Here is a 25814-nt window from a genome sequence, read left to right as displayed (position 1 = left end):
TTAAATTCTTTGCCATTTGTTCAAATCTTCATTCATGTGCATAAGTTGGTGTACCTTTAGTTTTTGCGTTCATATACAAATAACTTCGTAAATATTCAATGCGTTTATATGAATATTTACTTGTAACTTCTTTCAATAAATTTAGTTAGGAAAAAACTATTTTATTCAATTTAATATCAAAATATGATTTGTATGCAGCAAATGAACCTTCATCTAAAAATCATTTGAAATAAATATAATCATTATCATGTCAAATATTTAAGTCAACTTTTATATAATTTCCGATAGGATGTCCATCATTAAAATTCATTTTATCAACTGGTGGATATGTATTTATTTCCACTTTAAATATAGAATTAGTATTACCTTCACCTTGATTAATATTTATTTTTTGCATTTGATTTGATAATTTTACAACATTATTTTTCGCATTTGACAACGAAACTTTTAAAATTGACTGTTCATCAAAATTAAATGTTTTATATTTTTCTGTAAAATTATCTCATGAATCAGCATAATCACTTCATTTTAATAATTTATATGTGTCAGAACTATCATTATGGTTAGATCATACTCCATTATATCAATCATTAAAATAATAATTAATATCATTACGAATGATATCACTTTTGTCGTCATTACTTATTTGACTATATATATTGCTATTTATAATCATATTAGCACTTGGTATACTGGTTGAAGCTAGCATTCCTATTGTTAAAATATTTAATCATTTTTTCATAATTTTTACCTCCTAAATTTAATCTATTTAATCTATAAATATCTTTAATTTAAATTATAAAACTTTAAAATAATTTTTCATAAAATAACTTTTAATGACTATCAAAATCTTGCATAATCTTTTTTACTTCTTCATCAGTTAAAATTGGTTTTTCAATTATTTTACTTTTTTGTTTTTTAAAATTACTTGCCGTTAGTTTCGAGTTTTTTAACAATTAAATTATATAAATATACTTAGTTATTCTAATAAAAAATAATATTATTTTTTATTTCATTTATGGTATGGGGTACACCAAGGCCAAGTATGAGTTATTTAATTTGGAGGGAATATGTAGTAAATTTAACTTAGAAGAAGAAAAAATTTTGCATTTAATTTTTAGTCAAATAAAACCTAATGAAAAAAATGATACTATTTTTAAATTATTGAAGTTAGATTTTTTTAATAAATTAGAGTTAAAAAGTGATGATAAATATACAAGATATGCAAAAATTATTGAAGGATTGATAAATAAAAGTTGAATGAAAATAAAAGATGAAAAAAATAATCCAATGCGGGGGTATGTTGTTAGTGCTTCGCGTTGAAATTATAATGAACCATTTTTTGAAGTTGAATTAAGTAGAATGTTTATGCCACTATTACAACAGTTAGTGCGTGATTATACAAAAATTGAATTAGATAGTGTGTTAAAATTAAAATCAAAACATTCTTTAACATTATATAAATGATTATGTTCTTGAACTGATGAAAGTAAAAAAACAAATCAAAGATATTTAACAACCAAAGAATTAAAAGAATTGTTAGGTTTAAGTATTGATGATTATGTTTGTAAAGGTAAATTTAATCGTACTGATTTTGAAAGATATACAATAAAAGTTGCTATTAATGAAATAAGTGAAAAAACAAATCTTTCTGTTCAATTTAAGAAAAATAAAAAAGGTAATAAGATTCAAAATTATGAATTCACTTGAACAAAGAAAAATATTGAAAAACCACAAAATACTAAAGACAAAAATACACCAGTAAAAATTGGAAAAAGAGAAAAAAATTCAACAAAATAAACTTTCACAAGAACAAGTAAACAAGATTATGAAAGATGTTGATAAAGACAGTGAAGTTGAAGAATATCTTGTTCACCCAAATGATTTAAAGAAATTACGAGTTAGGCAAAAGCATATTGCAAGATAATTTTATTTAGTAGTAAAAATACTTTTTCTTTCTTTTACAAAAGAAAGAAAAAGTCCGCGACAAAGTCGCTTCAAAAAGAAAGAAAACTTTTGAAAAAACTATTGAATTATGATTTAAGGAGCAAAATAAAATGGAACAACTAAAAATATTAGACATTATCAATCGATGAGGTTACTTAAATGTTGAACAAATTGCACTACTTTTAAATATTGATGTTTATTAGTATTCTTTGATAGCATTTTTATTTTAATTAAAGTATAATTAAGTAATTGTTTTCAATGGAAATAAAACGAAATAGTAAAAGGAGGATAATTCAAGTATGAAAGTTATAGATTTAAATAATATTACTAAAAAATATGAATCTAATGTTGGATGTTTTAATATAAATATTACAGTGAATAAAGGAACTGTTTATGGTTTTATTGGACCTAATGGTGCTGGAAAAACTACTTTAATACGACAAATGGTCGGTTTTATTAAATCTGATGAAGGTAATGGAACCATTTTAGGTTATGACATCTGAAAAAATTCAAAAGAAATTATGGCAAAAACGGGATATTTATCTGGTGAAGTTATGTTACCTGAATATATGACCGGCATCAATTATTTAAAAACAATTGCTGATATTCGTAATAATGTTGATTGAAATTATACAAAAAAATTAATTGAATATTTTGATTTTAATCCAAAAACAAAAATTAAAAAAATGTCAAAAGGTATGAAACAAAAAATAGCCATTATTTCTGCATTTATGCATAAACCTGAACTTTTAATTTTAGATGAGCCAACAAGTGGATTAGATCCTTTAATGCAAAAAAAATTTGATAAATTAGTTGATAATTTTAAAAAAGAAAATAAAACAATATTCATGAGTTCTCATATTTTTGGTGAAATTGAAAATAATTGTGATAAAGTTGGAATTATAAAAAACGGAAAAATAATTTCAGAAGTATTAATTGAGGACATAAAAAATAATTCTGAAAAAAATTATGAAATAAAATTTTCAAAAAATGTTGATTATAATAATTTTATTTCTTCTAAAAAGTGAAATATTGTAAATAAAAATAATAAAAACAAAATTTTAACTATTTTTATTTCAAATGCTGAAATTGATAATTTTTTAAAAGAAATTTCAGTTTATAAAATTGATTATTTCAGAGAACTACCATTTGATTTAGAAAAATTTTTTATTAAGTATTATGAAAAGGAGATAGAATTTAATGATTAGTTTTATAAAATCACAATTTAAAATTGTAAAAATTGAAATAATAATATTTTTTATATTGTTATTAATTTGAACTGTCCCAACGTTAATTCAAGAGTATTTTTCACCTTATGAAATTATTGATAAATATAATGGATATTATTCTAGTACTGGTGGCCCAGGAGGTTCATTACTTTTTAAATTTTTCTTTTTTATTCCTTCAATGATATTATTACCTATTTTTGGTGTTATTTTAGTAAATAAACTTTTATTAAAAGAAATAAGTAAGGGTTATTTTAGTTCTTGATTAACAACATCTATGTCAAGACAAAAAATTTTAAATTCTAAATTTTTTGTAATTTTATCATCAATTTTATTTTTAAATATTTCTATTTTATTAATGCAATTGATTTTATTTTCTTCTATTTTTAAAGATTTTAATAGTCAAATGGCTTTATATCTTTTTTTATATTTTTTGTCACTTATATTTTTTTCAATTTTATTTACATCTATTACTTGATTTATTAGTTGTTATTTTTGTGATAAACAATCTTTATCTATTGCTTTAATTAGTGGAGTTTTAACTGTTTTTTTTGTATTTTATATAATTGGACATTATGCTTCTGAAATTAAAGGTTTAGAAAATTTGAAATATTTTGATTATTTTACTATTATGTCTTTTTTAAAACCAATTATTTTTAATAATCCCACTCATAATCAAGGTGTAAATCTTGGTAATATTCAAAATTTTGATTTTGTCAATTTTGCTTGACAAATTCCTGTCGTGTTAATTTTAATTGGTGGTTTATTTATTTTGGGAAATTGATTTTTTTCTAAAAAAGATTTATTTTTATAAAAATAATCTAAAACCTAAAATTATTAATTTGGATTAAATTGTTCTTTATAAAATAATAATTTATATAAATATTCAGCTAGAATTTCTGAAAACTTAGGTGGTACAGCGTTCCGTATCATTTTATATTGCGCCATTTGACTTCCAATAATATATAATCATCAGAAAAAGTTTGTAAACGTGCGGCTTCTCTAACTGTTATTGTTCTTACTTGAGATGAGTCCGGATGAATATGTCTTAATCAATCCTTATATAAATGTACTGGAATGGTATATAAAGTTAAAAATAAAGAAATAATAGCTACTAAGGTAATTGGCATAGAAAATAATTCTAGTATTGAAGAAATAGCAATTGATGGTAAAGATAATGTTTTCTTTGCAACATCTACAGGTGGATATGAATTAAAATATAATGAAAATTGAATTACAAAAATTACTGATATAAATACACAAGTAAGAACAATAGCAGTAGATAGTCAAGGTAATATTATAATTGGAACAGATAATCAAAGTGCTTATTTATTGTTTGCTACTGAATTAGTAAAAGAAAAGCCAAAAGCTGTTCTAATTAATGAATTAGAAAATAAAAGCAGCATTAATGTAATTGCTGTTGATAATCAAAATAATGTGTATTATGGTTTACATAATGGATTATATATTATAGAAAATAATCAAAAAATGCCAATTAAAGTAAATGAAATAAACAGTTCTGTGTTTACTATTAAAATATTTAAAAGTACTTGTTCTTCTAAATCTGATTTTTCTTGTTGCATGGAATAAACTAATTTATGTCCTGCTGTTGAAATTTCTATAGGTTTACCAATTTCATAATATACTAATCCAAACTCTTTCATAATTTTGTATCAAGTATCAAATCTAGAGGGTCAACCATGATCAAACCCAGATTATCCATGATTTTGAGGACTATGTGCAATTATTTTAATTGTATATAATTTATCAAAATTTTTTTCTAATTTTAATTGGTTCTTAAGTTCCTGATTAGAATTAACATAGATAGGAATATAAATTTTTTGTGAAATAATTTTAAAAAAAATATTATCAATTAATTTGTTTGTAAGTATTTTTCCTTCAAATTCAATTAAGACATTTAAACATTTTTTAATACGCTCAGGATTACATAGAGTAGTTGTAAATGAAAGTGGTTTATATTCAGAATTTCTTTTATTCATAATTTATCACTAGAACCTCTCTAGAAATTGAATTATCATGATAACTAATATAATTGCTTTTAATTTCTAACATTTTATTAAAAGAACAACCAATACATTTATACTAGTTCCTACAATTAAACCTATTGTTCCCAAAATAATTACTATTTTTTTATCATAAAATTACTCCTTAAAATTTTAATCACATTACTATTAACTAGTACTTTGTAAAAACGAGAAACACAGATTACAGGAAAACCTTGTTTTTTGGTAAATTATCTCTAAAAAAATTATCTAATTTTTCCCATGCGAGATCTCTATATTTTTCCGGTGTAAGAATTCACTGTGCAAAAGCTTCTGCAAATAATTCTTTATTTGATGTTCTTCCATAAGTGCTTCTTACAATACCATAAGCTAAAATCCGTTTATATTCAGATTTAGTAATTCCTAATGGTAAAGCAAATACATCTATCATTTGTTCTTCTGCAGATATATTTCAGTTTTTTGTGACAAAAAAATCTAACATATGTCCATACTCATGAACTATAGTTCATACTATTTTATCAATTTTATACTCTTCAGCCACTGAATAATAAAGTTTTATTTTTTTATCTCAACCGGAAAAATCACCGGGGAAATGAGCGCTTCCAAGTCACTCTATATTTTCATTTGATAATTCAATCTTTTTTACTATATTTAAAACATTTTGTTTTCCATAAATGTTAAACATTATATTATAAAAACGAAATAATTTTTCCTTTATTTTTTTTTTGAAAAATTAAATCATTTGGAAATAATTTTTTTAATATATTATCTCAGTCAATATTATATTGATCTTTGTTACTGTTCATCATTTTTTTGAATTCATTATTTAATTCATTAAAATTTTCAAAACTATTATTATTTTCTTTTTTATTAAAATTTTCAATTGACTCATCACTTGCTTTATATTTAAGTCTATAATCAAGCTCTTTTACAAAATGATAAGGTTTGTTATAAAATAGATATTTTAAGACTGACCAATTTTCATTCCAAAAATAATCTGAGATTATATCTGAAGATAAAAATGAAAAGGAATCACTCTCCTTAAAAGTAGGTACTATGAAAGTGTTTTTATTTTTAGGGACAAGTTCTTTTAAATTAAAAAAATTGTAAAAAATATCATAACTCACCTTAAATTTATTAACATATTCATTTGAAGATACCATAAAATCTTGTTGAGTAATATCACTAATGTTAATTTTGTCTATAATATTTGCTAGCAAATATTTATTTATTAAAGCATTTTTGATTTCAGCAACTGTTGGTGGATCAGGATTTATGTTATTAGTATAAACTATACCTATTTTTTATCATTAATAATCTCATTTAAATCTGTTACTCTTTTAAGAGAGTAACGAATTTTAAATTTACCAGTATAAATATTTTCATCATTTGAAGAAATTTCAATTATTTGATTTGTTTTATCTATTTCAGTTTTAATTTTTTCAGGATTAATTTCTTCAAACAATTTGTGTTTAATAATTACTATCATACTTATTTTGATTGAGTTTTCTTCAAGCATTTTATTTATTTCTTCCGGTTTAGAACTTTCATCAATTTTTAATTCAACACTCATTTCATCAAATTTGGAAAAATCAATAATTTTTATAATTTTATAAGTAACATTTACAAATCCAGTATAAAAATTATTATCATATGATTCAATTTTGGCATCATCTTGACTAATATCTGTAATTTTAATTTTATCAATATTAAGATTATTAATCTTGGATTTTAGTAAATTTTTAATTTGGTTTTCAGTTGGAGATTGGTCATCATTATGAGTACCAATAACACCTAAATTTCTATATTTTTCTGAAATTATTGTTTTTAAATCTTTTTTATTTTTTTTCTTGTAATTTTCTTCTTTTTCAACATCTTCTATTTCTAATGGTGGGTTTAATAGAAAAACCGTGCCAAAACCTGCTGGAAGTAATACAATTAAAGTTGCCATAAATGCTATAAAACTTTTTCTTTTACTATTATCACTCATATATTTTTTCTCCTAAATAAAATTTGAATTATTTTTTAATATATATAAGTTTACATGATTTCTGCAATAAATTCTTCGTATGCTTGCTTTTGACGTCAATAGGTAGGATTAGTTCAAATTTGAAAGTATTTTTTGCAAAAGTGTCAGAATGTTTAATCTGATATTTTAATAATAATTTTATTATCATTTTTTTAATTAATTCTTTATTATCAGAATAATAATTTAATTCTTTTAAATTAAATGATTTTGTTATAGTTTGTTTCTTATTTGAAAATATTTGATTAATATCTAAAATAATATTACTTGGTTCAGTTCCATTACTTCACTCTTTTGTTTCATACTCTCAACTAATATATAAGTCAATTGACTTATAATATCTTTGTAAATCATTAAAAGTATTAATTAATAATGTTGGGTCTAATTTGGATTTAATATCTAAGTTAATTTCTAATGGTTTAATTTTTGAAAAAACATAATCGTTTCAGTTATAAGGGGCATATTGTAACTTATTATCATTACCTATACTAAATAAATTTTCTACTGGTAATTCAGTACTGTATGTAGGATTACTTGGAATAATAATTATTTGTTTTGCTATATTTTGTGGACTTGGTGGTAAGATATTTGCTGGATAATTAAAAGAATTATTAAAACCATATATTAATAGTCAAAAAATAACTATTAATAAACCTCCTGCAAAAAAAAAGAATATTATATTAATAAAATTAAATTAGAAGAACTTACATTTTATGAAGAACATAATGGGTGATTTATTGGAGAAATAAAAGACCCAAAAACAAACATTATTAATCCATGTTTTAAATATAATGTTAAATGAGTTGAAAATAATAAAGCATACAAGATTATTGAATACAATCATAATGATTTACCAACTAATTATTTAATTACTCCATATAAACATATTTCAACTCATAATGAAGAATTATTTTTGTTATAAAGGAATTAATAATGCATTATGAATTAATTATTGGTATTGACCCGGCGGGTATTGGAAATAGCGGAGTGGTTATATATTCAAATGAAACTAATAATATTATTTATTATGAAACATTCCAAGCAAAAACTATTTTAGAAAGTAAAAATCTTTATAAAGAAAAATTAATGCAGTTTAAAACACTTCTAGGTAATAAAAAAATCTTAGTTATTGTAGAAAATTTCTTTTTAAATTCAAAACAATTATTAACAAATCCCCTAGCAACACCAAAAATTATAGGTGCTTTAATGGTATTAATTCAAGATATTATGAATTGAGATTATCACGAAAGTCAACCAAAAAATAAAAGTAAAATAGAAAATTATCAAGGAAATATTATTTTAACAAAACATGAACAAGATGCTTATAAGCATATTCAATATTATTTAAGGAACTAAAAAAAATGAAAGATAAAGCGAATTACATTAAATTAACAGTAAAACTTAGTAACAGTCAGTATAGAAGCAAAATATCATGAGAAAGGTAATAAATATTTATATTATACTGTTCGTGGTCAATGAAATGGATTAAACTATGTTACCTTAATTTTTAATAACCCAAAACTTTATAAACGATGTATTTTATTAAACAAAAATGATGAAATTATGGTAACTGGACAAATCTTTAATACTTTAAATATTCCAAAAAATCGTGCATTTTGTTCCATTAATGTTAAATGATTTAAAAAATGAAAGGAATAAATATGATTATACTACCTACTTTATTTGGAAATAAAGATGAAATTGAAATATTATCATCATCTCCGCAAGCACTTCATACACATAATGATATTAGAGCGATTATCTTAATGAAATACCCTAATGTTAAATCAAAACATATAGTTATTTCTGATCCTGAGAATAATGTTGCTTTAATAGTTGGTGATAATGAAGTCTATAAAGGATGATTTAAAGTTTGAATTAAAAAAAAATAAATTAAAAAAGGAGAAAAATATGCCAAATACAGAAACACCACAATCAAATAACTATACATTAACTAAATTAATAAGAATAGGTATAAGTCCTATTTCAGCAATGATTGGAACTAGTGCTTATTATGGACAATTAATAGGTAATCCAATATTAGGCTCAATTAATTCTTTATTATTTGGTAAAAAATTAGGTTTAGATATATGAAATTTAAATCAAAGACCTTCTTCTAAAACTAAATTTATTAATAGTAGTAAAAAAATATTATTAGGTTTAGGAACAATTAGTTTAGCAAATTATAGTAAGTTTTTAAATACTGTTATTACACCAATAGAACCTAGTACAACAATTAATCCAATAACAAGTACTATATCTCCTATAACTACTACAAGTACAACATCAACAACTGTTAATCCATTTCCAGATAATTTATTTAATAATAATTCTAATAATTTAATGGATTGAGATACTTATATTTCATTAAATGCTTATGGTATTTCAAATCTTATTAGTGGAATTACTGAATTAATACCTAATAGATTTGAAAATATTAGAAAGATTGCTAATATGACTACTGGTGGGTGTTTAATTTCTAGTGGTGTAGCAATGGGTATTAATAATGATTTTAATAATGCTTATGCTATTCCTACTATTATTGCCGGAACAAGTGAAATTATTCATAATTTATTACCAATAGAAACTAATCATAATAATACTGAAATGCAAGAAACTAGTTTTACTAATGATACTGCAAGATTAATTAATGATAATGTAAGTATTAATAGTTATGGTAGTGATATGAGTGAAGTTAATATTAATGCACGATTATCATTTGATGAAAATTATTATCATTTATAAAAGGAAGGGAAATATAAAATGAAAGAATTTATACATGAATTAATTATTATTGGAACATCTGTAGGAACATTAATTTGTAGAGAAATTATTGTATTTTTAAAAAAATATATTACAACTCCAAAACATATACGTTCCAATAATAAAATGACAAAACAAGAAAATAAGTTAAATAAGCAACAAATAAAATTAGAAAAACTTATGGAAAAAGGAAAAAGTAAGGAAGCAAAATAACTATGAAAAATAATGAAATTAGAATGACAACTAATATGAAACAAATTTATTTATTAATGTATAAAACTAATCAAAGTGATGATATGAAATATAAAGCATTTGAAACATTAGAATTAGCAACATTATTTCATTTAGGTTTTAAAGAAGTAGTTACTAAAATCGGATATCATAATCGTGAAATTATTCATTATCAAATTTTAGCAATTCCATTTAATTTAGATGAAAGTAAAATATTAAATGTAAGTAAGGAAGTGAGACAAAATGACAAGAAATGAATTTAACACAAAATATAACGAACAAGATATCAAAATTGATAGAGATTTTGATTTATCTATTGATAAATATTTTAACTTTTCTGAAATTAACATATTAGAAGAAACAATTATTGATTATAAAAAAATAATGAATGAAATACCACAAATAGTTAAAGATTGATTATTAGGATAATAAAGAAAGGAATAATAACATGATTGAAAATGAACCTAATATACAAAATGAATTTTTAGTTGAAAATAATGCTGAACAACAACCTGATAATGAAATTAATCAAAAAATTAGTGAAGCAGAAAATAAATTAAATAAAATTAATCAAGAACTTAAAGAACAACAAATGATTAATATTTTTAATAAATATCAAATTAAACAAGAATTTCATGATTATTTGAAGTTTAAAACAAAAGATACTAAAAGTGAAGAAATAGAAAATACTATAAAACAATTTATTAAAGAACAACCAGTATTAAGAACACCACTTAATACTGGTGGTAATCAACAAACAATTATTAATAATCAAATATCAACAAAAATTAATCCGTTATTAGATTATAAAAAGAAAAATTAAAATGGCAGTAAATATTCAAACAAACTTAAATAATACAGAAAAATTAGTAGAAGCTCCTGAATTTATTGAATTTTTTAAACAATCAAATAGTCCCTGAGCAAGTTTTTTTCCTATTGAAATGGTTAATTCTACTAAAATTGAATTCATTATTAAATTACCAAAAGACCCAAAAATTAAAGTACTTGAGTGAAATGATAAAAGTACAAGACTTGATATTAGTTATGCTCAAACTGATAAAATTGACAAAATTATTGAAAAATTATACGTTGCAGGTGAAACTATTGCAGCTGTTGATTTATTAGCAGAAAATGGTCAAAATTTATTAGATACTATGCAATATGAAGTTGCAAATGATTTAACAGATAAATTAGCAAGTGATGACACTAATGTAATTTCACAATTTGCTACTAAGGTATTAATTAATGATACAACTCCAATTGGTTATTTAAAAGCAATGTTATCGGCATGAAATACTTTATTTCAATTAAGAAATGGTGCTAATTCTCGTTTCTTTATTACTAATAATCTTTATGATAGTTTAGTTTATTTAGCAGATAATAAAGGAATAATTACTGATAATCAATTAGCACAGCAATTAAGATTAAACGGTAATGATTTATATGTAAAAGGAGTATTATGTCAAATTGTACTTGATGATTATATGACATTTACTAATGATAAAAATGAAAATGAAATTATGTCTTTTATTCTAGCAACACCAAAAGCAATGAAAAGATATATGCTAGAAAATACAGTTGTTTATGTGCAAGAGATTACTGACGGTAAAGTTGGTAGAGCATATAAAGTTGGTGGTGAAGTATTGGGTCAATCAATTCCTTATATGTCAAAAAAAGAAACAACATCTCGTTGAATGATGTGTGGTGTAATTAAAAGTGAAGTAAAAACTGACTTAAAATCTAAAATTACAAATTTAACATTAGATACTACGGCAAGAACAGATAAAAATAATAGAGATTTAGATACAAATATTTTATATACAAAAGAAATTAATGGTTTAAATCCAAGTTTAGAAACTCCTACAATTAAATATTTTAGTGATGACCAAGGTAAAAATATTATAAGTAATAATAAACAAAAAACTGGTGATTTATATGTAATTATTAGAACAAATATAAATGACCCAAATTATAAAGGTTCAACAAATCCTATTAAAATTAATCTTAAATAAGGAAAATTAATACTATGCCAATTGGTACTAATAGCACTGCTATAATTTTAAACATAAATAAACCAAAACATACTAGAATAAGTAAACAACAAGAAAATAAAAGTTTATGATTAGAAATTTTAGAAATGATTGGTGTACAAGTAATAGCAGTTGCACTTGCTCCTTTTACTGGTGGTTTAAGTGAAGAACTAGCACTTGGATTAGGTGCAAGTGATTTTATTGGTAGTAGTATTGCTGTTGGTATTGAAGCAACAACTGATTTTACTATTAATCAAGTTTATGATTATTTAAAAGGAAATGTAACAAAATTAAATACTTTTTTTAATTTATTACCAGCGTTTGCCGGACTTAATAAAATTACTCGTGGTATTCGTACTACTAAATTTATTAAACTAGCACAAAAAACTAAAACATTAGAAAAAATTGGGATTAAAGAAGCAAAAAATTTACAAGATGTTATTAATCAAGTAACAGGTAAAGAAATTTTAACAGATAAAATTATTAGTAAACAACGATATTTATTTAACTATTCAATTGCACCTAATCGTGAAACAATATTGCAAAACTTAGGTTATGTTGCAGAAAGACAATTTCATAATAATTTTAAAAAATTAGAAGAACAAGAGTTAAAAGATTACTTATTATTACAAAATACATTAATAAAGTTAAGTCCACAATTAACTCCTAAATTTAAAATTAAAGATATTGAAAAAGCAAATAATTTTTTAAAAAAATATAATACTTATTTAAAAGAAGTATTAAAAATGAACCAACATGATTGATTAAATTTAGTTTACACAATACATACAGAAAATAGATATGGAAAAACATTAATTTTAGATTTACAAAAAATTCGTGTTAATGCTATTAAGTTCAATTTTAAAAATAGTGTTATTCATAAAGTTGTTTTAAAAACAAATCAAACTTTTAAATATTTTGATATTAGATTTTATTTAAGAAAAGGATTAAATAAATTTTGAAAAGATACACCTTATTTTGAAAAATTACGTGAAAAGATATATAAATTACAAGAAAAATTTGAACAATTAGAAGAAAAATCAATAGCAAAAATTAATAAATTAAAAGAAAAAACAAGTGATTTATTTACTAGTGCTGAGAAAAAAGCAATTAAACATGCACAATTAATTCCATTAAATTCACCAGTATTTATGGTATGTAAAATTCAGCCATTATCACTAGATAAATGTGCTATTACTATTTATCATCGTAATCCTAAATATAAACCATTTGTTGTTATTGATACTATTATTAAAGCAGAAACTTTCGTTACACAAGTACATCCTTTTCATTGATATCGCTGAAATAGTGGTTGATATATTGGTTATGGAGTTAATACTAATAAATGATTAAAAACAATTGCATTTGCGCCACCAGTTGTTCAACAGATTATAAAAGATGCTTTTAAGGTACATCGCGAAATATTAAGAATAGTAAGAACTTATCATAAAGTTATTAATGTTATTAATAATCCGTTGGAAAATGTTACTAAATCTTTTAAAAGTGTTAGTTTAAAATTTGGAGTTTATACGTTGTTTGGTACTGGTTTATTACATCATTTAGAAAAATTTGCTTATAGTCAAGTGGTTGAAAAAGGTAAGAAAAAATTACAAAAAGAAATTATACATATAGCACATAGAAAAACTAAAAAACGTACTAAACATTATGAAAAAGCATTTTTTAAGGAATGATAATATGATAAAAGAACTTTGAACTGATATTAGTTTAGAAAATTATAATAAGTGATATCCATTAACCGGAACAATTGACGACACTCCACAACAATATGTAAATACATGACCAAATGCTAAGGAATGATTTACTACATTTGCTATTCGCGCACAAAATGATATTAATGCTTATCTTAATTTTATTTTATATAAATTTCCTTTTGATAGTTTTAAAGATAAATTACTTCAAGAAACATTAAGAGATATGGTTTATGTAATGGTAGAACATTGAGTATTTAATCGTACTCCAATTGAATTTAATGTTGATGCTAATATTCAATTAATAATGGTACACAATTTAGTGCTAGTAGTATTCCAACAATTAATGTGTGAGATTTAGCACCAAGTAGAATGAAAATTCTATCTCAATTAACGCAATTAAAAGAAATACTAATGAGTTATGATGAACAAGAAATTGCTGTTGATAAAATTGATTTAGAAGCATTTTATAAAAGAAATCAAGTAGATGAATTAATTGATAATGAAAAAGAACAAAGAATTGGTGGAGATAAAGATAATCATGATTTTATATTAACTAAACAAATGAAATTATATGATGATGTTATAAGCAAAAATGAACATGAAGTATTTCGTGGAGCAGTTACTAAACTTGTTAATAAAAGTTATGTAGCAACTGAATATGACTCCGAAACTGAAACAATGGTTTTAAATTGACCAAGTGAAATTGGTACATTACCACCAGAAGCATTACAAAATAATCCACAAGAGAATGATTTTACCCATGCTGCAACTGCTGATTTTTCTGCTAAACAACAAAAACGTATTACTAGTAATGAAAATAATATTAAGTTAGCAAATAAAGAAATTGAAAGTATTAAAAATAATTGATTTAATATCGAAACAAGTCCTTTATGAAGGAAAACAAATAACCATAATATTAATCAAGATAAATGATATGTTGTTTCTTGATACTTTTCTTATATTAATAATGGAAACTATAATAATAAGAATTAATAAACTAACAAAAACCTTAATTTATCCTCCAATACAATCTAGCAAACCACAAGAATTTATTATAATTGATAAATTAATTATCAACGAAAATATTATAGTATCATTATTTTACAATTATTTAGGATTTAAGTTTTTTATAGATGTTGATGATAAGTCTGGTGCAACTAATCATCAATATACATCTGTTATTATTGAAGTTTATGAATTTCAAGGAAATGGAATTCCAACTGAATTTATAGCAGAAACTAATAATAATGATAATTATTATACTAAACAAGAAACTAATAATTTATTAGATAAAAAACAAAATATTAATGACGAAAATTTACAAACTACTAATAAAACAATTACTGGTGGTATTAATGAAAATAAAACTAATATTGATAAAAAACAAGATGAATTAACTGCAGGTACTAATATAACTATTAAAGATAATATTATTAGTGCTACTGGGGGAAGTTCAGTTGATGAAAATAGAATATTTGATAATAAAGATGATAAAGATACTACTACTAATTTAATTAATAATGTTATTAAAAAAGGTGTTAATACATTAAAATATAGAAATAATCCGTTTGTAACTGATGATTTAGATATTCCACATAAAAAATATGTTGATGATAAAATTAATGAATTAAATTTTATTAAATGAAAATCAGTTGGTACTATTAGTAATGAAAATGATAATATTGCATTTAATTTTAAATTAAACACTTTATATCGTATTAGTTATTCATGGGCATATCTTAAAAGTGATGGAAGTAGTAAATATTTAATTTTTATGTGAAGGGGCGCTCCTGCAATATTAGATAGTACATTTCAAGCAGAAAATAATAAAAAGGTAGTAACTAATTATGTTGATTTAGGTGTTACATCAGCAATGATTTATTTATAAACTCATGTGGTTATAATCTCAATTTAATGAATGATTATCAGCATTGTTTAATAATACATCACTCATATTACTGCCATATTGACTACTTGTTTCACTATTAATTGTAAATCTATTATCATCATTAATTAATCTTACTCTTTCATCAGTAAATACTTCTTGCATTTCAGTATTATGATGTGTAATTTCTATTGGTAATAAATTATGTATAATTTCACTAGCACCCGCTATTATTGTAGGAATAGCATAAGCATTATTAAAATCATTATTAATACCCATTTGCTACACCACTACTAATTAAACACCCACCAGTACCCATATTTGCTATTTTTCTTATTGGTTCAAATCTATTAGGTATTAATTCAGTAATTCCACTAATAAGATTTGAAATACCATAAGCATTTAATGAAATATAAGTATCTCAATCCATTAAATTATTAGAATTATTATTATCATTTAACATTAATGGTCATGGTGGTGTTTCTGTAGTAGATGTTGTACTTGTAGTAGTTGGTAATTTTGTAGTACTTGTTATTGGATTAATTGTTGTACTAGGTTCTATTGGTGTAATAACAGTATTTAAAAACTTACTATAATTTGCTAAACTAATTGTTCCTAAACCTAATAATATTTTTTTACTACTATTAATAAATTTAGTTTTAGAAGAAGGTCTTTGATTTAAATTTCATATATCTAAACCTAATTTTTTACCAAATAATAAAGAATTAATTGAGCCTAATATTGGATTACCTATTAATTGTCCATAATAAGCACTGGTTCCAATCATTGCTAAAATTGGACTTATACCTGTTCTTATTAATTTTATTAAAGTATAATTATTTGATTGTACATTCATGTCATTTGGCATTTAAATTCATTACTCCTTCTAAACTGGTTTTTTGTTTAATAAATATTTCTATTGTACCTTGATATATATGATTATCACCAACAATTAATGCAGTATTAGCATGTACATCACTAACAATTATATATTTAGCATCTAATTGCTTATATTTACTTACAATAATTGCTTTAATATCATTATTACTTGTTATTTCTTTTGGATTTGGTGAAAATATTTCTATTTTATCTTTACCAAATAAATTTATTAAATTAGTCATTTGTTTTCTCCTTGAATCAGTTATTTTTAAATAAATTAAATATACAATACCAATAATCCCTAAAATTAAACCTATTATTCCAATTATTATTAAACTAGCAACTATTTCATATCATATTGGTACATTCATTAATTTTCATCTACTTAAATAAAATCAATGTGTAAATCAATATCAAAATGTCATTATTCACTCCTTTTAAATCTTTGTATTCAAATAATATCAACCAATTAATAAACTATCAGCTTCATCATGATTTGATATTGTTATATTTCAATTATTTTGTTTAATTAATTCATTAGCTTGTCTTATACTTTGTTCTTTTCTAAAATTATTATTATATTTTTTTTCAATTTCATCATGATAAATATATAAATTATTTTCACTATTACATTTAACTTTATTTCAATATAAATTTTGTCATTGTTTAGGACTTATTAACATATTTTTTGTTAATAATTTATTAAATTGTCCAACAATAAAACCACGTAAATGTTCTTGTGTTTCATAACCAATACCATTTTTTACATGAAAAGTACCACGTTCAATATAAATATCTAAAAAATCCATTCAATTAACAGCCTTACAATCTAAATAATTTCAAATAATATTTTTAATTTCATCAACATAATCATTTAAAAATATTAAATTAAAGTAATTTTCAAAACTATAACTTTTTATTCATATTGGTTTTTTATTTTCTCATAATGTAAATCCAGTATTTTTCATACTTGGGTCTACTGAAAGTAGATAATTATTCATTACTAAATACCACTTAAATTTCAAAATTTTCTATTAATTGTTCTTCTTCATTTAATTTATTTAATACTTCTTCATAATTTGTATTAGTATTTGGATTATCAATATATATTTTTTCAGTTTCAGTAATAACTGCTTGGTAATTTTCATAAGCAGTTTGTAATTCAACTGACATAATACCCCATTTTCTCAATAATTGAGTTAAAACAGTTTTTTTAGCCATACTATCAAAATCACTAACAATAAATCTTTTATTTTTTTTATAAGTTTCACTATAAGTATTAAAATGATTTTCTATTTCTTCTTTACTCATATATAAATATTTTTCATAACCATTTTGAAGTTTAAAATAAGCACAATAACCTATTGTTTTTGCTTTTAATCTTTCTAATGGATTTTCTATAAATTTAAATTTTATTTCATCTTTTAAATAATCTATTTTTTTTAATTCATTTTCTTTAATTTCAATAGCATTAATTCTTTTATATTGTTGACTTCTTTGAGCAAGTTGTATGTAACCTTTATATCCCATTTGAAATTGTGCTTTACCTTTAAAAGGTACAACTCAACAATAACCAAAGTTTTTTTCTAATGGTAATTGTAATAACGTTGCTTGATAACATGCTTCTAAAATAGTTACTAAATTAGCATTTATTAAACCTAATTGATTTTTAATTGCTAATACATTACTTTTAAATCTTTGTATTTCTTTTTCATTAATAATACTTCCTTGATTTTTATTAGTAAATCATTGTTCAATAGTTAATTGATTTTTATTAGTATTAGTTAAATTATTAGTCATTTTCCATTTCTCCTTTAATTAATACTTCTTTAAATTCATTTAATGATTTAATTTGACCCCTTAAAACATCTAATTCTCATAAATTAAATTTATTTAATTTCATTTTTTCAATTTGATTTTGTAAAAATTCAATTCTATAATCAATACTAGTTGTTATTAATTCATAATTTCATTTACATTTTTTATCTTTACATTCCATTTTTATTTCTCCGTTTCTTTTCATTCTTTATAACTTAATAAAGCCATATTTCATTCATGTAAATCTTGAATTGTTATTTCAATTTCTTTTTGTTCTTTTTTATTTGTTAAATATACATAAGTAATATTAGATAATTTTTGAAAACCATTTTTAATTAATAATCAATAATAAGCAGTTAATTGTAATTTAATTCTTTGTAATTTATTTTTATCAATTACAGCATAAGTTTTATAATCAATCAAAAAATATTTATCTTGTTTTTTATCTAAATATATTAAATCTGGTATACCTGCTACATAATTATGACTAATTGGTTCTTCAATAATAAATTCAAAATTATCTTTATCAATAAATTTTTCTTTTAAAAATATTAATGATTTTTCACAATAAGAATAATTTATTTCATTTGTTAAAGGTTTTAATTTATTTAATAAATCATTAATAATATTTTCTTTATTTATATTTTGTAAATATAATTCATTAAGTTTATGAACTCATTGTCCACGAACTGCAGCATTTTTTAAAACATCTTTTGGAACATTATCATAATTTGAACCTAAATAATTATTAATAATTTTAGAAACTGAAATTAATTCTTTATTTTTAATAAAATATTGATGTGTATCTTTTTTAAAAACTAATTTATTCATAATTACTTAACCTTTTAAAACATTTATTACAAGTTCTATTATTTATAGATGATTTTTTATGACAAATATCACAACTATGAGTAATAATATTATTTAAATAAGTTTTTTTATATTCAATATTTTCTTTTCATAAATACATATATATTCTCCTTTTAATTAACTATTAAATTTTATATCTAATTTCATTACTAATATTTCATAATGTGTAATAAATGCTTCTGGTTCTTGATAATCATAATATGGGACTTTTAATATATGATGTTTATAATTTTTATGAAAATTAATAGCATTTTCAATTTTAGTAAAAACTTTATATTTTATTTCATTTGTATAATTAACTGTATATTTTAATAAATAAACATATTGCATTATTTTATATTCCTTTCTTTTTGTTTTTTATTATAAATAATTGCAATTCCTAATAATAAACCTATAAGATTTAAAGTAATAAATAATATTATTACTCCCATTGCATTATTATCATTACACATAAATAAACCCAGAGTTGTTAATATTATTCATGCAAAAATTCCTATTATTATTAATAATATGATTGTTTCAATACTCATTAATATTTCCTTTCTTTTTTTTCATATCAAATTTCTTTTAAATGTAATTCTAATTTTCAACAATAAATACAAATAACTTTATTATTTTTATCTTGTAAAAATATATTTTGAAAATAAAATAAATGTTTTATTCTATAAGTATCACAATAATTACAATAATATCTTTTAACAGTAAAATTATGTTTCATTTTAAAAACCTTTCTTTTTTTAATATTGACCGTTGCCTACAGCAGAAAGGTCAATATATATTAATACGTATTATACGTATATGTTTTAGGCTCTTGCTCACTGGTGGTGACAAGACCTAAAAAAATAAAAAATATATACTAATTATTTAATTTATGTTAATATATAATTGATAAGTTATGTATTTATATATAACCCCCTTTAGTGTAATGATTTAAAAAATAAAAATAAAACAGGGTTTATGGTTATTACATAATCTATAAGTATCCTTACTGAACCCAAAAGGCCATTCAATTAAACTCTATTACATACAATAACAATTCTATTAATTTTAATAAATCACTCTTTTATCCTGATATAGAAGCATTTACATTTCGTACTCACTATTTGACTTCTATGACAGTGTATTTAATTCTTAACAAAAAAAGAACGATAGTTATATCGTTCTTGTTAGTTCATTAATCTATCTATTAAATTAATTCGTCCCATTGTTAGATTTCTATCTTGGTGTTAAAAAGTATAGTAAACTTGCACCTGATGTGATTAAACAAATTTTAAAATATTTTACTGATGGTAAAAGATATCGTGATATTTGTGATACTTTTATAGAAGATTTAATAAGTAATAGTACTTGTTTGTAGAAAATTTCAAAAATTTTAATTACCAAAAATTAATATTCCTAAAATACCATTAGAATCAAAAAAAACTTTATATATAAATATTGATGATGGACATCGAAAATTTAAGTTTAATGATAAACATAATAGTAAAAATTGTAAAAAATGTTCTATGAGATTACTAGTATTTTGTACTGGTAAAAAGAAAAATGGAAAATTAATTAATAAAAGAGCTACTTGTAAAATCAGATTAACAAAAACAAAAATTGGTGCAGATAAAACTGCACAATTAATTAAAAAATATGGTAATTTATTTTATGAAAATTTTGACCAAGCAAATTTAATTGTATGTGGAGACAGTGCACAATGAATTAGAAAAACAGCTAACATTTTAAATGCTAAATTTATTTTAGATAAATTTCATGCTTTTCACGTTTTATATCTTGGAATTATGGTTGGAAGAAGAAAAGATAAAATTGCTAAATTTCATTATGAATATGCACAAAATTTATTTACAAAAGGTGAATATGATGAATTAATTGATTTTTTACAATCTTTGACTTTAAAATATAAAAAATTAAAAGTTGGTTATTTTATTAATGCAAAAGAAGGAGTGTTTAATCAAGCATTAGTTGAAAATATTGGTTGTTTTACTGAAACTAATATTAAACAAATATTAAAGCACATGATTGGTAGCAGAACCTATAATATTGATATGTATACAAAAATGGTTAATTTTAAATGTTATAAAATAAACACGGAAATACAGTTATTATAAATTCAAAATATAAATTAAAAAATCAAAAAATAACATAAAACTTATGAAAGGAAACTTTAATAAGAATTTTTGATTTGTAAAAGTAAGTATTATTGTTGACTTATATTTTCTAAGTGCTAAGATTAATATACAATTACATAACTTAGTCTCAATTATTCTCGTCTAACTTTATAATTTTAAGACAATTAATGAATGATAATCGACAACATAGTTATGCTCCCAAAAATTAAACAACCTTTGGGTCATTATGCCAGCACTTTGATTTGTAACTGTACGAACAATAATATTTGACTTTTTAATAAATTTATTATCTTTTTTATTAACAAAACTGTTTGCCATAATTTAACCTCTTTACCTTTAATCTTAATAAGATGATTATAACATAATATATCAGTATATGGTCAAATTCATATCATTTTTTATATATACAGTATGGAAAATATGAGAACGTATAATATATAATAAATACCAAAATAAATTTTAAACCATATTAAATTTACACATTATTAACAGATAAAATAGCCAAATATAATGTAAGACAGTAAAAATTGAAGTATTTTTTTACTTTCGATTTGACCATATACTGATATGAATATCTTTGTGATAATTTACAATTCATCTCTTTATATAAAAATTAAATAACTAAATAGGTACGACCCTTGAAAATTATGACCTACCCTTATCCTATAAGATATTTTTATCAATATCATATTGATAAAAATAACAGTAACTCTACTTTTAGTAGAGCATTACGAAATGAAATTGATATTGAAAGAATAGACAATATAATTTATGAAAGAAGCTACGGATTTGAAAAATGACCATTAGTAGTAAAAATAATAAAAATTGATAAGCAAGAAATTATGATTTCCCTTGAATTTTTCTATTTTTTACTAGATATTGTAACAAAAGATGAAATTAATAAAGGCTTTTATCCCTTTATGTACTTTTTTAAATTTTATCACATAAACAAGAATAAAAGCCTACCTAGGAAATCCATCCCCGCATGTACTTATAGTAAGCACAACATCAGTGTTTCAAAAGTTAGAAGTTTATTAAACTTATATGCAGATTCTTTGACATATAAGTGAATGTTTTCTTTTGAAACCCTGACATGAGTTCTGAAAGTCTTCCTCAAATGTTTTCACACTGACTCAATTTGATTTGTGTTGACACCATTTGATGACACATAACCAAATTGATGATTTACTGTTTCATGTTTAGGATAAGAAGTTTTAAAACTTTGATATCCTTTTCAAGAATCAGTAAACAATGGACAGCTAACAGAAATGTGCTGCAAAGCAAACTTCAAAAGGTTTTTCTTGTCTGCTTTTTTTAAAACTTTCACAATTAAATTATTGGTTGTTTTTTCATAAATGCCAACAATCAATGTTTTATTCAACAAAGATCTCCCTTGTTTTTTTGAACCCATATGTGAAAGATACATTTCATCCATTTGTGGGATGCCATTGATAATGAGTTGTGATTCTTGTTTTGCAATTCTATTTCTGATTTCATGATCCATTCTTCAAGCTGTTTTATAAGTCACACCTAATTCTTTTGTAAGATCTGTTGCAGAGGAGAGGTATGCCATGCTTGGTGTTTTATTCATCTAAAGATAAGATAAAATCAAAATGTCAATTTGGTTTGTGACTTATAAAAAATGGTGCCATGTAAGATGCTAAATGTTTGATGACATTTCAAACATCTTATTCTTCTAAAATCAGAAACATTTAGACATTTGGTGTCAGGGGGCGTAACAAAAATCCGGAATTAATTATTAATCCTTTTGGAAAATCTTATCTTCCATTAAGAATATATAAAAATTTAGAAACTAATGAAAATATATGTCCAGTAAAAAATTTTATTAAAATTCTAAAATATAAAAATTGTACTAATCGTTTATTAAATTTTATATTAAAACAAATACATAAAGGTAAAAGACAATGTGATATTAAAGATATGTTACCCGATTGTCCTATTTCAAATCAAACTATTAGTAATATAATAAAAAATAGTAAATTTACTATTCAACCTTTAAAAGAAAAAATTAAAGTATTAGATAATCAAAAACTTCATATTGATATTGATGATTGTTATGAATTTTTAAGAAATGATTATGGAATAATAGAAAAACATTGTATTAAAATTTTTAATCTTTATACTCATAAAATTAATATTAGTAAAAATAGAAATAAATTATTAAATAAAACAACAGCATTTTTATTATATAAAAATGATGATAATATGTCACAAGATAAAGTATATAATTTTGTTTTTGAAACTATTAATAATAATTATGATATTAAAATAAATAGTTTAAAAGATTTAGAATCTCAAAATCTTAATTTAATAATTGCAGGTGATGGTGCATTATCAATAAGAGCAATGGCTAAATTATTAGGTGGTTATTATATATTAGATAAATTTCATGCTTTTAGTTATCTTTGAAAATCATTTGTTGGTAAAAGGGGAAAGAAAAAAGAATCTACTGATTGAACTAAGTATATAGATTCATCTGCTTCTCTTAAAAACGGTAATTATAATCAATTTATTAATATTTTAGAAAATAATGTTGATGAAAAAACATTTAATTATTTTAAAAATAATACTCAAGGTATTATTAATCAAGGAGCAGATTGAAATATTGGTTGTTATGCTGAAAGTACTGTTTTTCATTTAGTAAAGTCATTAATAAGGAAATGGTGCAAAAGCATAATATAATTCTAAAACATTTATTAATATGTTAAATGCAAGAGTAGCATATCTTAATAAACAAAATATTAGTTTTTAGTTAATATAAAATTAAATAAATATTTACCTAAATAGTTAGGAATTTTTAGATTAAAATAGTAAAATTAAAGTGATATTATTGTTTACAAGAATGATAATATATGGTATAATTACACTAACAATTAAAGATATATTTCTCTCATTGAAAGTATCTATACGTATATTTTATTCGCCCAGTAACTGCGACTCTTTTAAAATTAGTGTCACCTGTCATATATTTATAAAGTTCACCTTTACCTGATTCAGTTCTTGTTCCAACAAAAATAGTACCGTTATTATCAACTGCTACACTCATGCCTTCTCCATCGCCAAAGTCTCTACCAACTATTCTAAAACCAGTAGTTCCTAAACTTTTATAAACTTCAGCATAAGCAAAACCTAAATTAGTATATTTAACAACTACATAAACATAACCATGATTATCAATACTTAAATTTCTTGGAACCGTATATTTAGCAAAAGAATCTCTAGGGATCCCAGGAAGAATACCAAATGATGAAATACCATCACTTACATAAACTTTACCTGAAGTATTTGAAGTTTCAGTAGCTGCATAAACATTACCATTGTATTGAGAATCATTTGTTCCAACAAAAATACCATTTGAGTTAACAGTAACTGCTCTTATTGGACCATAACTTCAATTCATAATATCTTCTACTCTTTTAAGAGTAAAAGTAACATTTATTGTCCCTGTATATTTAAGTTCATCTCCTACTATTGTCGCACTTGTAGCAGTAATATTTTGCACAACAACAGCATTAACATCTAAATCAGGATTAATACCATCATTTTTAAGTGCGGTTTTAATTTGATTGGCAACTGGTTTAGATTCAGCAGTAAAGATATTTCCTAAATCTGTTGTAGTTAAAATTTCACTTAAATCTACTAATTGCACTATAGCAAAACTAATTTTTACAGAACCATAATAAAGAGGATTATTCCCCGTTACTACCGCAGTACTGCTAGTAATACCATTCACAGAAACATAGGCAATATTAACACTTGAAATATAGTTTTTAACTTGTGTTTCACTTGGATTAACCCCTCCTGTTTCAATAAAACCTAAATTTAAATTTGTTAAAACATCTGATATATCTTGTGCTTCATCTATATTAGTAATACTTTTTTGGTTTAACATGTTATTACTTGTATTTTGAGCAAGTAAAGGAATAACACTATTACCAGAAATAGCTAAACTAGTTAAAACAGTTAGATTCATTAATAATTTTTTCATAAGGTCCTCCTAAATTTTTTTATTTGCTACTGTATTAATTTTATATTTTTTAAAAATAAACACTAAAAATATTCTTTATTTTATAAACTTATTTGTGTATAAAATTACATAATAGTCATAAAAAATGGGGTTAAGTCGAAAATTGTGGGTAAATTCTTTTTAAAAGGTCATTGCTAACACACAAAATGAATTTAGTTTGTTAAATTCGTGTACCTCAAAATAATCTATGTGTCCCATTAAATTAAAAACTTGTTTTTACAAA

At 22.6% G+C, this 25814-nt stretch carries 40 protein-coding genes and 1 pseudogene; 20 read left to right on the top strand and 21 right to left on the bottom strand.

Annotated features, from left to right (window positions below):
- Nucleotides 1-145: 145 nt before the first annotated feature.
- Nucleotides 146-742, bottom strand: coding sequence for a hypothetical protein (locus AAHM98_RS08640; protein ID WP_342276425.1), 597 nt, complete (start codon nucleotides 740-742; stop codon nucleotides 146-148).
- 91 nt (nucleotides 743-833) lie between these two features.
- On the bottom strand, nucleotides 834-956 hold the full coding sequence (locus AAHM98_RS08635) for a hypothetical protein (RefSeq protein WP_342276424.1): 123 nt from the start codon (nucleotides 954-956) through the stop codon (nucleotides 834-836).
- Nucleotides 957-1059: 103 nt separating this feature from the next.
- Here AAHM98_RS08635 and AAHM98_RS08630 point away from each other — a divergent pair, with 103 nt between their 5' ends.
- The 4 genes from AAHM98_RS08630 to AAHM98_RS08615 all read left to right on the top strand — a co-directional run bounded on the left by AAHM98_RS08630 (nucleotide 1060) and on the right by AAHM98_RS08615 (nucleotide 3987).
- Nucleotides 1060-1800 (top strand): replication initiation protein, encoded by a 741-nt coding sequence (locus AAHM98_RS08630; RefSeq protein ID WP_342276423.1) that lies wholly within the window; start codon nucleotides 1060-1062, stop codon nucleotides 1798-1800.
- On the top strand, nucleotides 1769-1927 hold the full coding sequence (locus tag AAHM98_RS08625) for a hypothetical protein (RefSeq protein WP_342276422.1): 159 nt from the start codon (nucleotides 1769-1771) through the stop codon (nucleotides 1925-1927). Before AAHM98_RS08630 ends, AAHM98_RS08625 begins: the two co-directional genes overlap by 32 nt.
- Before the next feature lie 319 nt (nucleotides 1928-2246).
- Nucleotides 2247-3155, top strand: coding sequence for an ABC transporter ATP-binding protein (locus tag AAHM98_RS08620; protein ID WP_342276421.1), 909 nt, complete (start codon nucleotides 2247-2249; stop codon nucleotides 3153-3155).
- Complete coding sequence (locus AAHM98_RS08615) at nucleotides 3148-3987, top strand: ABC transporter permease subunit (RefSeq protein WP_342276420.1); 840 nt, start codon at nucleotides 3148-3150, stop codon at nucleotides 3985-3987. Before AAHM98_RS08620 ends, AAHM98_RS08615 begins: the two co-directional genes overlap by 8 nt.
- A gap of 23 nt (nucleotides 3988-4010) precedes the next feature.
- Here the strand turns inward: AAHM98_RS08615 and AAHM98_RS09085 are convergent.
- Nucleotides 4011-4255, bottom strand: a pseudogene (locus tag AAHM98_RS09085) (DNA cytosine methyltransferase); the annotation flags it as partial.
- On the opposite strand from AAHM98_RS09085, the gene AAHM98_RS08610 reads away from it, so the two are divergent.
- Nucleotides 4251-4763, top strand: coding sequence for a two-component regulator propeller domain-containing protein (locus AAHM98_RS08610; RefSeq protein ID WP_342276419.1), 513 nt, complete (start codon nucleotides 4251-4253; stop codon nucleotides 4761-4763). The pseudogene AAHM98_RS09085 and the gene AAHM98_RS08610 overlap by 5 nt on opposite strands.
- Before the next feature lie 125 nt (nucleotides 4764-4888).
- Here the strand turns inward: AAHM98_RS08610 and AAHM98_RS08605 are convergent, their stop codons facing one another.
- From AAHM98_RS08605 to AAHM98_RS08590, 4 genes are all read right to left on the bottom strand, one after another.
- Complete coding sequence (locus AAHM98_RS08605) at nucleotides 4889-5173, bottom strand: hypothetical protein (RefSeq protein WP_342276418.1); 285 nt, start codon at nucleotides 5171-5173, stop codon at nucleotides 4889-4891.
- Between the two features lie 226 nt (nucleotides 5174-5399).
- The gene (locus AAHM98_RS08600; RefSeq protein WP_342276417.1) at nucleotides 5400-5882 is read right to left on the bottom strand and encodes a hypothetical protein; all 483 of its coding nucleotides are present in this window, start codon (nucleotides 5880-5882) and stop codon (nucleotides 5400-5402) included.
- 4 nt (nucleotides 5883-5886) lie between these two features.
- Complete coding sequence (locus tag AAHM98_RS08595; RefSeq protein ID WP_342276416.1) at nucleotides 5887-6360, bottom strand: hypothetical protein; 474 nt, start codon at nucleotides 6358-6360, stop codon at nucleotides 5887-5889.
- 134 nt (nucleotides 6361-6494) lie between these two features.
- A complete protein-coding gene (locus tag AAHM98_RS08590) occupies nucleotides 6495-7187 on the bottom strand; it encodes a hypothetical protein (protein WP_342276415.1) in 693 nt (230 codons plus the stop codon).
- 969 nt (nucleotides 7188-8156) lie between these two features.
- Between AAHM98_RS08590 and AAHM98_RS08585 the strand changes: the two genes are divergently transcribed.
- The 12 genes from AAHM98_RS08585 to AAHM98_RS08530 all read left to right on the top strand — a co-directional run bounded on the left by AAHM98_RS08585 (nucleotide 8157) and on the right by AAHM98_RS08530 (nucleotide 15847).
- A complete protein-coding gene (locus AAHM98_RS08585) occupies nucleotides 8157-8579 on the top strand; it encodes a hypothetical protein (RefSeq protein WP_342276414.1) in 423 nt (140 codons plus the stop codon).
- 305 nt (nucleotides 8580-8884) lie between these two features.
- On the top strand, nucleotides 8885-9115 hold the full coding sequence (locus tag AAHM98_RS08580; protein WP_342276413.1) for a hypothetical protein: 231 nt from the start codon (nucleotides 8885-8887) through the stop codon (nucleotides 9113-9115).
- A 19-nt stretch (nucleotides 9116-9134) separates the two neighbouring features.
- Complete coding sequence (locus AAHM98_RS08575; protein WP_342276412.1) at nucleotides 9135-9968, top strand: hypothetical protein; 834 nt, start codon at nucleotides 9135-9137, stop codon at nucleotides 9966-9968.
- Between the two features lie 18 nt (nucleotides 9969-9986).
- Nucleotides 9987-10199, top strand: a complete 213-nt coding sequence (locus AAHM98_RS08570) for a hypothetical protein (protein WP_342276411.1) — start codon at nucleotides 9987-9989, stop codon at nucleotides 10197-10199.
- A 2-nt stretch (nucleotides 10200-10201) separates the two neighbouring features.
- The gene (locus AAHM98_RS08565) at nucleotides 10202-10480 is read left to right on the top strand and encodes a hypothetical protein (RefSeq protein ID WP_342276410.1); all 279 of its coding nucleotides are present in this window, start codon (nucleotides 10202-10204) and stop codon (nucleotides 10478-10480) included.
- Nucleotides 10461-10646, top strand: a complete 186-nt coding sequence (locus AAHM98_RS08560) for a hypothetical protein (RefSeq protein ID WP_342276409.1) — start codon at nucleotides 10461-10463, stop codon at nucleotides 10644-10646. The genes AAHM98_RS08565 and AAHM98_RS08560 overlap by 20 nt, the downstream gene beginning before the upstream one ends.
- A 19-nt stretch (nucleotides 10647-10665) precedes the next feature.
- Nucleotides 10666-11040: a hypothetical protein gene (locus tag AAHM98_RS08555; protein WP_342276408.1), complete on the top strand. Its 375-nt coding sequence runs from the start codon at nucleotides 10666-10668 to the stop codon at nucleotides 11038-11040.
- A 1-nt stretch (nucleotide 11041) separates the two neighbouring features.
- Nucleotides 11042-12229 (top strand): hypothetical protein, encoded by a 1188-nt coding sequence (locus AAHM98_RS08550; RefSeq protein ID WP_342276407.1) that lies wholly within the window; start codon nucleotides 11042-11044, stop codon nucleotides 12227-12229.
- A 14-nt stretch (nucleotides 12230-12243) separates the two neighbouring features.
- Nucleotides 12244-13941 (top strand): hypothetical protein, encoded by a 1698-nt coding sequence (locus tag AAHM98_RS08545; RefSeq protein ID WP_342276406.1) that lies wholly within the window; start codon nucleotides 12244-12246, stop codon nucleotides 13939-13941.
- A gap of 1 nt (nucleotide 13942) precedes the next feature.
- Nucleotides 13943-14317: a hypothetical protein gene (locus tag AAHM98_RS08540; RefSeq protein ID WP_342276405.1), complete on the top strand. Its 375-nt coding sequence runs from the start codon at nucleotides 13943-13945 to the stop codon at nucleotides 14315-14317.
- 11 nt (nucleotides 14318-14328) lie between these two features.
- Nucleotides 14329-14952, top strand: a complete 624-nt coding sequence (locus tag AAHM98_RS08535) for a hypothetical protein (RefSeq protein ID WP_342276404.1) — start codon at nucleotides 14329-14331, stop codon at nucleotides 14950-14952.
- On the top strand, nucleotides 14927-15847 hold the full coding sequence (locus AAHM98_RS08530; protein ID WP_342276403.1) for a hypothetical protein: 921 nt from the start codon (nucleotides 14927-14929) through the stop codon (nucleotides 15845-15847). The genes AAHM98_RS08535 and AAHM98_RS08530 overlap by 26 nt, the downstream gene beginning before the upstream one ends.
- On the opposite strand, the gene AAHM98_RS08525 is transcribed toward AAHM98_RS08530, so the two are convergent.
- The 11 genes from AAHM98_RS08525 to AAHM98_RS08475 are packed head-to-tail and all read right to left on the bottom strand — an operon-like array spanning nucleotide 15842 to nucleotide 20129.
- Nucleotides 15842-16123 carry a hypothetical protein gene (locus AAHM98_RS08525; RefSeq protein ID WP_342276402.1) on the bottom strand — a complete coding sequence of 94 codons (282 nt, stop codon included), beginning with the start codon at nucleotides 16121-16123 and terminating at the stop codon, nucleotides 15842-15844. The two genes, AAHM98_RS08530 and AAHM98_RS08525, sit on opposite strands and share 6 nt — an antisense overlap.
- Nucleotides 16113-16712 (bottom strand): hypothetical protein, encoded by a 600-nt coding sequence (locus AAHM98_RS08520; RefSeq protein WP_342276401.1) that lies wholly within the window; start codon nucleotides 16710-16712, stop codon nucleotides 16113-16115. The genes AAHM98_RS08525 and AAHM98_RS08520 overlap by 11 nt, the downstream gene beginning before the upstream one ends.
- Nucleotides 16681-17148, bottom strand: a complete 468-nt coding sequence (locus AAHM98_RS08515) for a hypothetical protein (protein WP_342276400.1) — start codon at nucleotides 17146-17148, stop codon at nucleotides 16681-16683. The genes AAHM98_RS08520 and AAHM98_RS08515 overlap by 32 nt, the downstream gene beginning before the upstream one ends.
- Nucleotides 17149-17160: 12 nt before the next feature.
- Nucleotides 17161-17724, bottom strand: coding sequence for a hypothetical protein (locus tag AAHM98_RS08510; protein ID WP_342276399.1), 564 nt, complete (start codon nucleotides 17722-17724; stop codon nucleotides 17161-17163).
- Nucleotides 17725-17737: 13 nt separating this feature from the next.
- Nucleotides 17738-18523: a recombinase RecT gene (locus tag AAHM98_RS08505; protein ID WP_342276398.1), complete on the bottom strand. Its 786-nt coding sequence runs from the start codon at nucleotides 18521-18523 to the stop codon at nucleotides 17738-17740.
- The gene (locus AAHM98_RS08500) at nucleotides 18516-18722 is read right to left on the bottom strand and encodes a hypothetical protein (RefSeq protein ID WP_342276397.1); all 207 of its coding nucleotides are present in this window, start codon (nucleotides 18720-18722) and stop codon (nucleotides 18516-18518) included. The genes AAHM98_RS08505 and AAHM98_RS08500 overlap by 8 nt, the downstream gene beginning before the upstream one ends.
- A 2-nt stretch (nucleotides 18723-18724) precedes the next feature.
- A complete protein-coding gene (locus AAHM98_RS08495; protein WP_342276396.1) occupies nucleotides 18725-19372 on the bottom strand; it encodes a PD-(D/E)XK nuclease family protein in 648 nt (215 codons plus the stop codon).
- Nucleotides 19365-19511 (bottom strand): hypothetical protein, encoded by a 147-nt coding sequence (locus tag AAHM98_RS08490; protein ID WP_342276395.1) that lies wholly within the window; start codon nucleotides 19509-19511, stop codon nucleotides 19365-19367. The genes AAHM98_RS08495 and AAHM98_RS08490 overlap by 8 nt, the downstream gene beginning before the upstream one ends.
- 17 nt (nucleotides 19512-19528) lie before the next feature.
- Nucleotides 19529-19741, bottom strand: coding sequence for a hypothetical protein (locus tag AAHM98_RS08485; RefSeq protein WP_342276394.1), 213 nt, complete (start codon nucleotides 19739-19741; stop codon nucleotides 19529-19531).
- The gene (locus AAHM98_RS08480; RefSeq protein WP_342276393.1) at nucleotides 19741-19941 is read right to left on the bottom strand and encodes a hypothetical protein; all 201 of its coding nucleotides are present in this window, start codon (nucleotides 19939-19941) and stop codon (nucleotides 19741-19743) included. Before AAHM98_RS08480 ends, AAHM98_RS08485 begins: the two co-directional genes overlap by 1 nt.
- The gene (locus AAHM98_RS08475) at nucleotides 19941-20129 is read right to left on the bottom strand and encodes a hypothetical protein (RefSeq protein WP_342276212.1); all 189 of its coding nucleotides are present in this window, start codon (nucleotides 20127-20129) and stop codon (nucleotides 19941-19943) included. Before AAHM98_RS08475 ends, AAHM98_RS08480 begins: the two co-directional genes overlap by 1 nt.
- A gap of 486 nt (nucleotides 20130-20615) precedes the next feature.
- Here AAHM98_RS08475 and AAHM98_RS08470 point away from each other — a divergent pair, with 486 nt between their 5' ends.
- Together AAHM98_RS08470 and AAHM98_RS08465 are read left to right on the top strand one after the other, a co-directional pair.
- Complete coding sequence (locus tag AAHM98_RS08470) at nucleotides 20616-20768, top strand: hypothetical protein (RefSeq protein ID WP_342276392.1); 153 nt, start codon at nucleotides 20616-20618, stop codon at nucleotides 20766-20768.
- 148 nt (nucleotides 20769-20916) lie between these two features.
- Nucleotides 20917-21522: a hypothetical protein gene (locus AAHM98_RS08465; protein WP_342276391.1), complete on the top strand. Its 606-nt coding sequence runs from the start codon at nucleotides 20917-20919 to the stop codon at nucleotides 21520-21522.
- 168 nt (nucleotides 21523-21690) lie between these two features.
- Here the strand turns inward: AAHM98_RS08465 and AAHM98_RS08460 are convergent, their stop codons facing one another.
- Nucleotides 21691-21861: a hypothetical protein gene (locus AAHM98_RS08460; protein ID WP_342276390.1), complete on the bottom strand. Its 171-nt coding sequence runs from the start codon at nucleotides 21859-21861 to the stop codon at nucleotides 21691-21693.
- A 673-nt stretch (nucleotides 21862-22534) separates the two neighbouring features.
- Entirely contained in the window at nucleotides 22535-23134 is a 600-nt protein-coding gene (locus AAHM98_RS08455; protein ID WP_342276389.1) for an IS1595 family transposase, read from the bottom strand.
- A gap of 350 nt (nucleotides 23135-23484) precedes the next feature.
- Here AAHM98_RS08455 and AAHM98_RS08450 point away from each other — a divergent pair, with 350 nt between their 5' ends.
- Entirely contained in the window at nucleotides 23485-24246 is a 762-nt protein-coding gene (locus tag AAHM98_RS08450; protein ID WP_342276388.1) for a hypothetical protein, read from the top strand.
- A gap of 184 nt (nucleotides 24247-24430) precedes the next feature.
- On the opposite strand, the gene AAHM98_RS08445 is transcribed toward AAHM98_RS08450, so the two are convergent.
- Nucleotides 24431-25552, bottom strand: a complete 1122-nt coding sequence (locus tag AAHM98_RS08445; RefSeq protein WP_342276387.1) for a hypothetical protein — start codon at nucleotides 25550-25552, stop codon at nucleotides 24431-24433.
- Nucleotides 25553-25814 lie beyond the last annotated feature (262 nt).

This window comes from Spiroplasma endosymbiont of Nebria brevicollis (assembly GCF_964030895.1).
Classification (GTDB): domain Bacteria; phylum Bacillota_I; class Bacilli_A; order Mycoplasmatales; family VBWQ01; genus Spiroplasma_E.
The sequence above is the reverse complement of the archived record's forward strand: the minus strand, read 5'-3'. Positions and strand labels throughout refer to the sequence as shown.